This is a genomic window from Streptomyces sp. NPDC029041 (genome assembly GCF_040637515.1).
GTDB lineage: Bacteria > Actinomycetota > Actinomycetes > Streptomycetales > Streptomycetaceae > Streptomyces.
This window is the reverse complement of the sequence record NZ_JBEZWO010000013.1, coordinates 19,568-31,960: the sequence shown is the minus strand read 5'-3', so window position 1 is coordinate 31,960 and position 12,393 is coordinate 19,568. Positions and strand designations below refer to the sequence as shown.

General features: G+C 73.4%; 8 protein-coding genes. 6 read left to right on the top strand and 2 right to left on the bottom strand.

All coding sequences use genetic code 11. From position 1 onward, the window contains the following. Window positions 1-168 precede the first annotated feature (168 nt). Window positions 169-1,524, bottom strand: coding sequence for an SWIM zinc finger family protein (locus AB0F04_RS29605; RefSeq protein ID WP_362046848.1), 1,356 nt, complete (start codon window positions 1,522-1,524; stop codon window positions 169-171). 145 nt (window positions 1,525-1,669) lie between these two features. Between AB0F04_RS29605 and AB0F04_RS29600 the strand changes: the two genes are divergently transcribed. The 6 genes from AB0F04_RS29600 to sucD all read left to right on the top strand — a co-directional run bounded on the left by AB0F04_RS29600 (window position 1,670) and on the right by sucD (window position 10,729). Then, window positions 1,670-2,800: an AAA family ATPase gene (locus AB0F04_RS29600; protein ID WP_362046845.1), complete on the top strand. Its 1,131-nt coding sequence runs from the start codon at window positions 1,670-1,672 to the stop codon at window positions 2,798-2,800. Window positions 2,801-3,049: 249 nt separating this feature from the next. Continuing rightward, window positions 3,050-5,440 carry a DUF5682 family protein gene (locus AB0F04_RS29595; RefSeq protein ID WP_362046842.1) on the top strand — a complete coding sequence of 797 codons (2,391 nt, stop codon included), beginning with the start codon at window positions 3,050-3,052 and terminating at the stop codon, window positions 5,438-5,440. A gap of 133 nt (window positions 5,441-5,573) precedes the next feature. Next, on the top strand, window positions 5,574-6,740 hold the full coding sequence (locus AB0F04_RS29590) for a VWA domain-containing protein (protein ID WP_362046839.1): 1,167 nt from the start codon (window positions 5,574-5,576) through the stop codon (window positions 6,738-6,740). Between the two features lie 199 nt (window positions 6,741-6,939). Further along, window positions 6,940-8,079: a hypothetical protein gene (locus tag AB0F04_RS29585; protein ID WP_362046836.1), complete on the top strand. Its 1,140-nt coding sequence runs from the start codon at window positions 6,940-6,942 to the stop codon at window positions 8,077-8,079. A gap of 565 nt (window positions 8,080-8,644) precedes the next feature. Next, a complete protein-coding gene (gene sucC, locus AB0F04_RS29580) occupies window positions 8,645-9,823 on the top strand; it encodes an ADP-forming succinate--CoA ligase subunit beta (protein ID WP_362046833.1) in 1,179 nt (392 codons plus the stop codon). 21 nt (window positions 9,824-9,844) lie between these two features. Beyond that, window positions 9,845-10,729 (top strand): succinate--CoA ligase subunit alpha, encoded by an 885-nt coding sequence (gene sucD / locus AB0F04_RS29575; protein WP_062928672.1) that lies wholly within the window; start codon window positions 9,845-9,847, stop codon window positions 10,727-10,729. A 281-nt stretch (window positions 10,730-11,010) separates the two neighbouring features. On the opposite strand, the gene AB0F04_RS29570 is transcribed toward sucD, so the two are convergent. Next, window positions 11,011-12,360 carry a helix-turn-helix domain-containing protein gene (locus AB0F04_RS29570; RefSeq protein ID WP_362046830.1) on the bottom strand — a complete coding sequence of 450 codons (1,350 nt, stop codon included), beginning with the start codon at window positions 12,358-12,360 and terminating at the stop codon, window positions 11,011-11,013. Between the last annotated feature and the right edge of the window lie 33 nt (window positions 12,361-12,393).

Genomic DNA, 12,393 nt, shown 5'->3' with positions numbered 1-12,393 from the left:
GTCTGTGGGGTGGGTGAGTCCGCGGGGCGGGTGAGTCCGCGGGCGGGTGATCCCGGGTGTTGGCGCGTCCGCGGGCTGGGTGATCCCGGGTGTGGGCGCGTCCGCGGCTGGGTGAACCCCGGGTGTGGGCGCGTCCGCGGGGTGGGAGGGTCCTCGGGCCTGGCGGGCTCAGCAGAGCGCGACCGCGTCCCCCGGGCCCTCCGGCCAAGCCGTCAGCGGGGTGAAGCCCTGGTGGCCGCATTCGCCGAAGACCCTGACCGGGGCACCGCCCGACAGAGCGACCAGCCGCCACAGGCCCGGCCGGGAACGCGCTGCCGGAGTGAGCGGCAACGCCGCGTCCTCGTCGGCGTCCGCCAGCTGCCAGGAGTCGCCGTCCGGGACCGGAACGACCCGGTCCAGCGTCAGCGGGACGGACTCCAGCCACGGGTCGTCGCGCAGGGCGTCGCCGTACCGTGCCACCGCCTGCGACGTCGTCGTCCCCGGCGGACGTATCGCCGAGGGCGCGGCCGGGGCGAACTGCTCGCCCAGGGCCACCCGCGGCTGCCCGGCGCCCGGGTAGGCGGACACCTCGGCGTCCAGGGCCAGTCCCACCGGCAGCGCCTGCTCCGGGGCGCGGCCCGCGGCACCATAAGAGAGGAGGAGGACCGTGCGGAGCGAGTCGGTGCCGTGCAGCCAGATCCGGCGGGTCGTCAGGCGGGGGTCCGTCGTGTCGTACTGGGCGAGGACCAGCCACCGGTCGCGTAGGGGCGGGCCGTCGGCGGAGACGGGAAGGCCCACGCGGGAGCGGACCGTGGCGGCGAGGCCGTCCGGGAGCCGTTCACGACGCAGCCAGCCCTGACCGAGGAGATGAAGCAGCGCGCACTCCTCCAGCAGCCGCACCGGCCAGCCCGGACCCGTGGCCGGAATCGCCCCCAACTCCCGCACCCTGCCCGCCAGCCCCTGGGCCTGGGCGTCGACCATGCGGGCCGCCGTCTCCTCCCACAGGCCGTACCCCGACTGCTCCGCGCTCGCCAGGCCGCCGCGCAGCAGGTCGGCCAGACGCTGCTCCAGCTCCACCGCGCCCGCCGTGACCCGCTCGGCCCGGCGCTCCGCACGGCGCCGCGCCGCCTCCGGATCAGCGGCACCGGACGGCGTCCCGGAGCCGTCCGCGGCCCTCTTCTCCTCCGCGCGTCTGCGCCGCCCCGCCGTCCACTGTCCGGCCCACTCCGGAACCCGCTCCGGTGGGACCGCCGCGTCGTCGGCGGCCCAGAGCAACAGCAGCCCGAGCGCGTGCTTGCACGGGAACTTGCGGCTCGGACACGTGCACGTGTACGCGGGTCCCGCCGCGTCCGCGATGTCGACGATCGTCTGATACGGCTTGCTTCCACTGCCCTTGCACAGCCCCCACACCGTCCCCTCGTCGGAACACCCCGCCTCGGACCAGGGCCCCGCCGCGCCGAGTTTGCTTCCCGCTTTGCGTGATGCCGCGTCAGGTGCCAGTGCCAGCACCTGGTCCGCGGTCCAGCGCACCCCCTGCTGAGTCATGCCGACGACGTTAGATCCCGCCACTGACAATCGGGTCCGCGAGTGGCTCCGTCGGGGCGTTTTCGCAGGTCGGAACGCATTGTCAGTGGTGTGGTGCAACGTTGGTGCCAGATCCGAACCGGCCGAGCTGGAGGGGGACTTTGCCATGACTGTGTCCGTGGAGCCGACGTCCGTCGAAGCGGGGGAGCCGGAATCGACCCAGGCGTTGCGACCGCACGCCGAGGACGCCTTCGCCGCCGAACTCGCCGCGCTCGCCGCCCAGGACGACCGTCCGCGCCCGGCCCGCTGGAAGCTGTCGCCGTGGGCCGTCGCCACGTACCTGCTCGGCGGGACGCTGCCGGACGGCACGGTGATCAGCCCCAAGTACGTCGGCCCGCGCCGGATCGTCGAGGTCGCCGTCACCACGCTCGCCACCGACCGTGCCCTGCTCCTGCTCGGCGTGCCGGGCACCGCGAAGACCTGGGTGTCCGAACACCTGGCCGCGGCGGTCAGCGGCGACTCCACGCTGCTGGTGCAGGGCACCGCAGGCACCCCGGAGGAGGCCATCCGCTACGGCTGGAACTACGCGCAGCTGCTCGCTCACGGCCCGAGCCGGAACGCTCTCGTACCCAGCCCCGTCATGCGGGCCATGGCGGAGGGCATGACGGCTCGTGTCGAGGAGCTGACGCGTATCCCGGCCGACGTGCAGGACACGCTCATCACGATCCTGTCGGAGAAGACGCTGCCGATACCGGAACTGGGCCAGGAGGTGCAGGCGGTCCGCGGCTTCAACCTGATCGCCACGGCCAACGACCGCGACCGCGGGGTCAACGATCTGTCCAGCGCTCTGCGCCGCCGCTTCAACACGGTCGTGCTGCCGCTGCCGGAGAGCCCCGAGGCCGAGGTCGACATCGTCTCGCGGCGCGTCGACCAGATCGGCCGCTCCCTCGACCTGCCGGCCGCGCCCAACGGGCTCGCCGAGATCCGCCGGGTGGTCACGGTCTTCCGCGAGCTGCGCGACGGAGTCACGGCCGACGGCCGGACGAAGCTGAAGTCGCCCAGCGGCACGCTCTCCACGGCCGAGGCGATCTCCGTCGTCACCAACGGCCTCGCCCTCGCCGCCCACTTCGGCGACGGCGTGCTGCGGCCGGGCGACGTCGCCGCGGGCATCCTCGGCGCGGTGGTCCGCGACCCGGCGGCGGACCGCGTCATCTGGCAGGAGTACCTGGAGACGGTGGTCCGCGAGCGCGACGGCTGGAAGGACTTCTACCGGGCCTGCCGCGAGGTGAGCGTGTGAGCGACGCGTGCGGATCAGGCCCGTCGGCACTCGGGCCGTCCGGCTGCGACGCCGTCGCGGGCACCGCCGCGGCGGCCTCGACCGCCGGTACCGGGGCGCCGGTGGGCAGGAGGCCGCCGTCGAGCGGTCCGCAACGGGACGCGCGCAACAGGACGTACAAAAACAATACGTACGAAAACAAGACGTGCGGGACCGGACTGGCGGGACCGGACGCGCTGCCGGGGGCATGCGGGACGGAAGGGGGATGAGATGACCGGTGTGGAAAGGGCAGCCGGCCAGGGGGCCGGAGCGAGCCCGGTGCTGCTCGGGGTGCGGCACCACGGGCCGGGGTCCGCGCGGGCGGTGCGGGCGGCCCTGGAGCAGGTCCGGCCCCGGATCGTGCTGATCGAGGGCCCGCCCGAGGCCGACGTGCTGATCCCGCTCGCCGCCGACGAGGAGATGCGGCCGCCGGTCGCTCTGCTCGCCCACGCCGTGGACGAGCCCGGCCGCTCGGCGTTCTGGCCGCTGGCCGGGTTCTCCCCGGAGTGGGTCGCCATCAGCTGGGCCCTGGAGCACGACGTCCCGGCCCGCTTCATCGACCTGCCCGCCACGCACACCCTGGCCTGGGGGAGGCGGGAGGACGAGCCCGGGGCGGAGCGCTCTCCGGACGCCGAGACGGCTGCCGACGGAGACACCGCTCCCGGCCCCGCCGACCCGCGGATCGACCCGATCGGAGTGCTCGCCGAGACCGCCGGCTACGACGACCCGGAGCGGTGGTGGGAGGACGTCGTGGAACACCGGGGCGCGGAAGAGGGCGACGCCCTGGCGCCGTTCACCGCGCTCGAGGAGGCCATGAGCGCGCTGCGGGACGCCTACGGCAGTGGGGGACACGACCGCGACCCGGTGCGGGAGGCCTGCATGCGGCTCCAGATGCGCGCCGCGCAGCGGGAGTCCGAGAACTCCGTCGCCGTGGTCTGCGGGGCGTGGCACGTGCCCGCACTGCGGCAGAAGACCACCGTCGCCGCCGACAAGGCACTGCTGAAGGGGCTGCCCAAGGTCAAGGCGGATCTGACCTGGGTGCCGTGGACCCACCGCCGGCTGTCCCGGACGAGCGGGTACGGGGCCGGCATCGACTCCCCGGGCTGGTACGGGCACTTGTTCAGCGCCCCGGACCGGCCGGTGGAGCGGTGGCTGACCAAAGTGGCGGGGCTGCTGCGCGCCGAGGACCGGATCGTCTCCTCCGCGCACGTCATCGAGGCGGTGCGGCTGGCCGAGACGCTCGCCGCGATGCGGGGCCGTCCGCTGCCCGGCCTGAGCGAGACGACCGACGCGGTGCGGGCGGTGATGTGCGAGGGCTCGGACGTGCCGCTGGAGCTGGTGCGGGACCGGCTGGTCGTGGGGGACGTGCTGGGCGAGGTGCCCTCGTCGGCGCCGGCGGTGCCGTTGCAGCGGGACCTCACCCGGCTGCAACGCCGGCTGCGGCTCAAGCCGGAGGCGCTGGAGCGGGAGACGGAGCTCGACCTGCGCAAGGAGAACGACGCCGCCCGCAGCAGGCTGCTGCACCGGCTGCGGCTGCTCGGCATCGGGTGGGGCGAACCGGCCGCCTCGCGCGGCAGTACCGGTACGTTCCGGGAGACGTGGCGGCTGCGCTGGGAACCCGAACTGTCCGTGCGGATCGCCGAGGCCGGGGTGTGGGGGACGACCGTCCTGTCCGCCGCGACCGCCAAGGCCGAAGCGGACGCCGTCACCGCCCAGGGCCTGGCCGGCGTCACCGCGGTCGCCGAGCACTGCCTGCTGGCCGACCTGCCCGACGCGCTGCCGATGGTGATGCGGGTCCTCGCCGACCGGGCGGCCCTGGACACCGACGTCGGGCATCTCGCCCAGGCGCTCCCGGCGCTGGTCCGCTCCCTGCGGTACGGCGACGTGCGCGGCACCGGCACGGCTGCTCTGGCGGAAGTCGCCGCGGGATTGGCCGAGCGGGTCTTCGTCGGCCTTCCCCCGGCCTGCGCCGCGCTCGACGGGGACGCCGCCGAGGAGATGAGGCGCCATGTGGACGCGGTGCACGCAGCCGTCGGTCTCCTCGGCGACACCCCCGCCGCGGGACACGGCAGCCTGAGGAACCGCTGGCAGTCGGTGCTGCGCGTGTTGTGCGGGCGGGACTCCGTGCCCGGGGTCATCCGGGGACGGGCCGTGCGGCTCCTGCTCGACGACGGGGAGTTGGCCCAGGACGAGGCGGCACTGCTGATGGGGCTCGCCCTGTCACCGGGCACACCGCCGGCGGACGCGGCCGCGTGGATCGAGGGCTTCGTCGGAGGGGGCTCCGGAGGCGGGATGCTCCTGGTCCACGACGAGCGGCTGCTCGGCCTCGTCGACGCGTGGCTGACCGGCGTGCCGGCCGGGGCCTTCACGGACGTACTGCCGCTGCTGCGGCGGACGTTCTCGGCGTACGAGCCCGGAGTGCGCCGGACCCTCGGGGAACTGGTCCGGCGCGGACCGGGAGCCGGGCGCGGCGTGAGCGCCGCCGGCTCCGGCGCACCCGGGTTCGCGGCCGGCCTCGATGCGGCGCGTGCGGAGGCCGCACTGCCGGTGGTGCGGCTGCTGCTCGGGCTGGACGAAGCGGATGAGAACACCGACAACAACGTGGCAGGGGTGACGGGATGACGACCGAGGCACTGCGGGAGCGGACGACTCCGCGGGCGAGCAGCACCGGAACGGGCGGGCTCCGGGCGGACGGGCGGCCCACGACGACCGTGCCGGTGATCCCGCTGTGGGAACGGCACAAGGGAGGACGGGGATGACGTCCGCATCGACGGACCCGGCGCAGGAGCGGCTGCGGCGCTGGCGGCTCGTCCTCGGGGGCGACGCGGCGGACGGTACGGGCTGCGCGCTGTCGGGGCGGGATGCCGCGATGGACGGGGCGCTCGCCGCGCTGTACGGCACGAAGGACGGCAGGTCACAGGGGGGCCGGGACCGTTCGGCGGGACTCGGGGCGTCGGCGCCGTCCGTGGCGCGCTGGCTCGGGGACATCCGGACGTACTTCCCCTCCTCCGTCGTGCAGGTGATGCAGCGCGACGCCATCGACCGGCTCGGTCTCGCCACGTTGCTGCTGGAGCCGGAGATGCTGGAGGCGGTGGAGGCCGACGTGCACCTCGTCGGCACCCTGCTGTCCCTCAACAAGGCGATGCCGGAGACGACGAAGGAGACGGCCCGGGCCGTCGTGCGCAAGGTCGTCGAGGACCTGGAGAAGCGGCTGGCCACCCGCACCCGGGCCACCCTCACCGGCGCCCTCGACCGCAGCGCCCGGATCAGCCGGCCCCGCCACCACGACATCGACTGGAACCGCACCATCGCGGCCAACCTCAAGCACTACCTGCCCGAGCACCGCACGATCGTGCCGGAGCGGCTCATCGGATTCGGGCGGGCGACCCGGTCCACGAAGAAGGAGGTCATCCTCTGTATCGACCAGTCGGGATCCATGGCGGCGTCCGTTGTGTACGCATCGGTGTTCGGGGCGGTGCTCGCCTCGATGCGGACGATCTCCACGCGACTCGTCGTCTTCGACACGGCGGTCGTCGACCTCACGGACCAACTGGACGATCCGGTCGACGTGCTGTTCGGCACTCAGCTCGGCGGGGGCACGGACATCAACCGGGCGCTCGCGTACTGCCAGGCGCAGATCACACGGCCCGCGGAGACGGTGGTCGTGCTGATCAGCGACCTCTACGAAGGTGGCATCCGCAACGAGATGCTCAAGCGGGTCTCGGCGATGAAGGCGTCGGGGGTGCAGTTCGTGACGCTGCTGGCGCTCTCGGACGAGGGAGCGCCCGCGTATGACCGGGAGCACGCGGCCGCGCTCGCGGCGCTGGGGGCACCGGCGTTCGCGTGCACGCCCGACCTGTTCCCTGAGGTCATGGCGGCCGCGATCGAGAAGAGGCCGCTGCCGATACCCGATGCGGCATGAAGGGCCCGGCGCGCGGGGGCAGATGACGACGTGTCGATGCCTCGCCGTCCGACGCGCCGCAGCAAAACGGACATGACGGTCCATCGACAGCAAGGGCTTGCGCGACGTGCGCACTCGCGTGCGAGGATCGGCGCCTGCCTGACGGCGCGTGTGCCGGCGGGCGGTACCGCTTCCGTCGCACGGGAGGAAGCTTCCCCTCTTGGCCTGGTCAGCAGCCCTGCCCGATGCCGCGTTGCGCGCGCCGCGCGCCGCGGCCGGGTGGCGTGCGCTGCAACTGGCGCTGTTGATGGGCGGGTTGCTGGTCCTCGGGCTGCTGTGGGGGGAGCGGGCGCACGCGGAGAGCGGCGCAGGGGCGTTGCCGGACGGCCGGGCCGGGCAGGTCGTCAGCGGGGTTCCCGTCCCGGGGGCCGTGGGGGACCCGCTCGTCCGGTCCAGGGGTGACGCGGCGGAGCGGCCGGGTGACGGGGCGGCTCGCATGCGGGCGAAGGGGCCGTCGTCGTCCCCAGGGGCGCGGTCGCACTCACAGCCGCCCGAGCGGCCGTCGCACCCGGAGCGGCCGGGGCGGCTGAAGCCGGCGGAAGTGCCGGACCTGCCGGAGCCGCCCCGTCAGCTGTCGCACGTGAAGCTGCCCGCGCTCCCGGACCTGCCGGACCTGCCGGACCTGCCGGATCTGCAGGCCCAGCCGGGCCCCCAGGGTCTGCCGGGCCCCCAGGGCCTGCCAGGTCTGTCCAGGGTTCCCGGTGACGCCGGGCTCCCGGTATCGCCCGCTCTTCCCCTCCCCGAGCTCGCGGACAATCCGACACCCCCCGGTCGCGCCCTCCCGTCACCGGTCACGGCCGACCCGCAGCCGGGCGGGACGACGGCGCCGGTGCCGCACACCGCGGTCCACGGCACCGCGCCGCGCATCCCGCCCGCAAGCCCGTCGCCCCCTGTCACCGCCGTGCACCACGGCGGACACGTGGACCACCACAGCCCCTTCCGTCACACCGGCCGTCACACCGGACGACATACGGGCCACATCGGCCACGCCCACCACACCCACCACGCCCACCGTCTCAGCAGTCCCGTCGCCCACCCCGCCCACCCCGCCCACCCAGGCCGTCCGAGACCCTCCTCGCACGCCGGACCGGGCCGGGCCGACGACGTGCCCGGCGGGCGACCCGACGGCGTGCTCGGGAACCGGTCCGTGGCCGACAGCGGCTCGTCCCGTCACGGCGACGCGCAGGCCGTGACCCCGAGCCCCTGGGCGGCTTCCGGGCTCGTGCCCGGTGCCGCGGCCCGTACGGACGTGGCGGGCACCCGGCGCACCCCTCGGGACATCCCCCTCTTCCCCGGTTAGCGCGGCTCTTCCCGGGCCGGGAGCGGCAGAGCGCCGAGGCGCCGCTGCCGTGGCCCGGCCGCAGGGGAGAGGCGGTCGGCCGACCCGTCGGGGCGCCCACGGCTCCTTCTCCCCTCACCCCTCCCTCATGCTTCACGAGGCGTCACGTCCGGACGGCCGAAAGCCGTCGGCGGTCCGCGACCGAAACCTCGTGGATGGGTCGGGTGGTTCCCATAGGGGTGGGGACCACAGGACCCGCGGCCCCGGAGAGCAGGCCCTGAACAGGGCCTTCGTACTTCTCCGGGGGCGTCAGACGGGCCTCACCGGGCCAACCCCAGCCCGGTGAGGCCCCTCACCTTCGGCACGCCGTGCCAGAGAGCGCGGCATCATGTGACAGGTATCACCGCTCAGGTGTGACCCTCGATTTAGAGGCCTCCCGCAAGCAGCGATAACCTGCGAGACGGACATGCCGCGCGCTCGGACACCGTGTGCGCCTCCCTTGTGACAGACAGCGGACGTCACGTTGCCCTCGCGGCACGCCCACGCAGACAACGAACCGCGAGATCACTGATAGGGACGGAAGCGCGTGGACCTGTTCGAGTACCAGGCGAGGGACCTCTTCGCCAAGCACGATGTACCGGTGCTGGCCGGTGAAGTCATCGACACGCCTGAGGCGGCCCGCGCAGCCACCGAGCGCCTCGGTGGCAAGTCCGTCGTCAAGGCCCAGGTGAAGGTCGGCGGCCGTGGCAAGGCCGGCGGCGTCAAGCTCGCCGCCACCCCCGACGAGGCGGTCGAGCACGCGACCAACATCCTCGGCATGGACATCAAGGGCCACACGGTCCACAAGGTGATGATCGCCGAGACGGCCCCGGAGATCGTGGAGGAGTACTACGTCTCCTTCCTCCTGGACCGTGCCAACCGCACCTTCCTCTCCATCGCCTCCGTCGAGGGCGGCATGGAGATCGAGGAGGTGGCGGCCACTCGCCCCGAGGCCGTCGCCAAGACGCCGATCGACGCCAACGAGGGTGTCACCGAGGAGAAGGCCCGCGAGATCGTCGCGGCCGCCAAGTTCCCGGCCGAGGTCGCCGACAAGGTCGTGAACGTCCTGGTCAAGCTGTGGGACACCTTCATCAAGGAGGACGCCCTCCTGGTCGAGGTCAACCCGCTGGCCAAGGTCGCCTCCGGTGACGTCATCGCCCTGGACGGCAAGGTCTCCCTGGACGAGAACGCCGAGTTCCGTCAGCCGGAGCACGAGGCCCTCCAGGACAAGGCCGCGGCCAACCCGCTCGAGGCCGCCGCCAAGGAGAAGAACCTCAACTACGTCAAGCTCGACGGTGAGGTCGGCATCATCGGCAACGGCGCGGGTCTCGTCATGAGCACCCTGGACGTCGTCGCGTACGCCGGTGAGGCGCACGGCGGCGTGAAGCCGGCCAACTTCCTCGACATCGGTGGTGGCGCCTCCGCCGCCGTCATGGCGAACGGCCTGGAGATCATCCTCGGCGACCCGGACGTCAAGTCCGTCTTCGTCAACGTCTTCGGTGGCATCACCGCCTGTGACGAGGTCGCCAACGGCATCGTCCAGGCGCTGCAGCTGCTCGCCGACAAGGGCGAGGAAGTCACCAAGCCCCTCGTCGTCCGTCTGGACGGCAACAACGCCGAGCTGGGTCGCAAGATCCTCTCCGACGCCAACCACCCGCTGGTCCAGCGCGTGGACACCATGGACGGCGCGGCCGACAAGGCCGCCGAGCTCGCGGCTGCGAAGTAAGGGACGAGGGACTAAACAGCCATGGCTATCTTCCTCAACAAGGACAGCAAGGTCATCGTCCAGGGCATGACCGGTGCCACGGGCATGAAGCACACCAAGCTCATGCTGGCCGACGGCACGAACATCGTCGGTGGCGTGAACCCCCGCAAGGCGGGCACGTCGGTCGACATCGACGGCAATGACATCCCGGTCTTCGGCACGGTCGCCGAGGCGATCGAGAAGACGGGCGCCAACGTGTCCGTCCTCTTCGTCCCGCCGGCTTTCGCCAAGGCCGCCGTCGTCGAGGCCATCGACGCCGAGATCCCGCTCGCGGTCGTCATCACCGAGGGCATCGCCGTCCACGACTCGGCCGCGTTCTACGCCTACGCCGTGTCCAAGGGCAACAAGACCCGGATCATCGGCCCGAACTGCCCCGGTCTCATCACGCCGGGCCAGTCCAACGCCGGCATCATCCCGGGCGACATCACCAAGCCGGGCCGCATCGGCCTGGTGTCGAAGTCCGGCACGCTGACGTACCAGATGATGTACGAGCTGCGGGACATCGGCTTCTCCTCCGCCGTCGGCATCGGTGGCGACCCGGTCATCGGGACGACCCACATCGACGCTCTCGCCGCGTTCGAGGCCGACCCCGACACCGACCTGATCGTCATGATCGGTGAGATCGGCGGCGACGCCGAGGAGCGGGCCGCGGCCTTCATCAAGGAGAACGTGAAGAAGCCGGTCGTCGGCTACGTCGCGGGCTTCACCGCGCCCGAGGGCAAGACCATGGGCCACGCCGGCGCCATCGTCTCCGGCTCCTCCGGCACGGCCGCCGCGAAGAAGGAGGCCCTCGAGGCCGCCGGCGTCAAGGTCGGCAAGACGCCGACCGAGACGGCCAAGCTGGCGCGCGCCATCCTCGCCGGCTGAGGACCGCCCTGCGGGCTGAACGACGCCGTAGCGCACTGGTGGGCCCGCTCCCTACGGGGAGCGGGCCCACCGCCGTTTCCCTGCCTCCGGTGCCATTGCGGACGAGCGCCGCCGTTTGCGAGCCTTCACCGCCGTGCCGGGCCTTCGCCGCTGTGCCGGGCCTTCGCCGCTGTGCCGGGCCAGCGCCGCCGTCTCCGTGCCCACCGCGTCCCCGTACCCACCCCTCACCGTGCCCACCGAGTCAGGGCGTCACCGCCTCTCCGCCTCTCCGCCTCACCACCTCACCGCGGCAGCGGCAGCAGCCTGTCCGGTCCGCTCTGCTGCTCCTCGCGCAGCTTGGCGCGCAGCTTCTGCTCCTTCTCGGACAGTGGTCCGGGCGCGACGGGCGGTGGTACGCCCTGGACCGTCTCTCCCGGCGGTACCGGCGGCTCGTAGTGGGTGGGGGCCGTGCGGACGGTGAGGGCGGTGGTGCCGATCAGGGCGACCGTGAAGGCGATGGCGGCCCTGGTCCAGAAGCGGGCCCGGCGTTCCCCGCCCCTGCGCACGACCGGCGCTTTGGCGGCCCGCAGCCGCTCGGTGGAGGCCAGTTCGACCAGCCGCCAGTGCAGCGTCTCCGGGTCCGCGAGCTCCGGCAGCCGCCCGGCCAGTGCCTCGCGCGCGTGGACCAGCCGGTTCGCGGCCGCACGGGTGCTGGCCTCCGACTCCGCCGCCGTCTCCGGCAGGCCGAGTCCGACGCCGTCGTAGAGCACGAGCGTGCGGCGGTAGCAGGGCGGAAGCGCCAGCAGGGCGTCCATCAGTGCCCGGTCGAACGGGTCGGACGGCGGCGGTTCCGGGAGCCGGAAGCGCCGCCGGAGCCGGTTCCACGGGGAGAGCGCGCACTCGTAGGCCATCGCGCGCACCCATCCCGCCGGGTCGCGGTCGCGGGCCACCTCGGGCCAGCGCTGCCATGCGATCCGGAAGGCCCGCTCCACCGATTCCCGGGCCGGTCCGCGACGGCCGGTCAGCAGATAGGTCTGCCGCACGAGCGCGGGGGCGCAGAAGGTGTACAGCGCGTCGAAGGCCTGATCGGGCGTCAGAGCGGTGACGGCGTCGTCCGGCCGGCGCGGCGGCGTGGTGCGCGGGCGCTCGGCGGGAATGACGCGGTGTCCGTGCGGGACGGGGGTGTGGCTGCGGTCGGGGACGGTGACGGGTCCTCGGCCCCGGTCCTTGGCGGCGGGCCGTGTGCGGCCGGTGGCCGCGGCCTTGCGCCGGGTCCGGGTGGGCCGCCGTGCCGACGCGGCCCCGGGTGAGGGTTCCGGGGTGTCGGAGTCGACAACCCCCGTCCGGCCGTCGGCAGCACCCGTCCGGCCGTCGGCAGCACCCGTCCGGCCGTCGACAACCCCCGTCCGGCCATCGGCAGCCCCCGTCCGACCAGGCGCCACCTCCGTCTCGCCGCCCAGCGAGTGGAGCAGCTTCGTGTACTTCTCCCCGGTACGGCCGCGTGGCGTGGAGCGGCCGGTCTCCCACCCGCGCACCGTCTCGCTGGTCACGCCCACCCGGGAGGCCAGCTGAGCCCGCGTCAGCGAGGCGGCCTCGCGCAGGCGTCGGCGTTCCTTGGGCGGCGGGAGCGGCAGGGCAGGGCTCTGCGTCACAGGGCTCGCCTCCGTCCGGACAAGTACATAAGC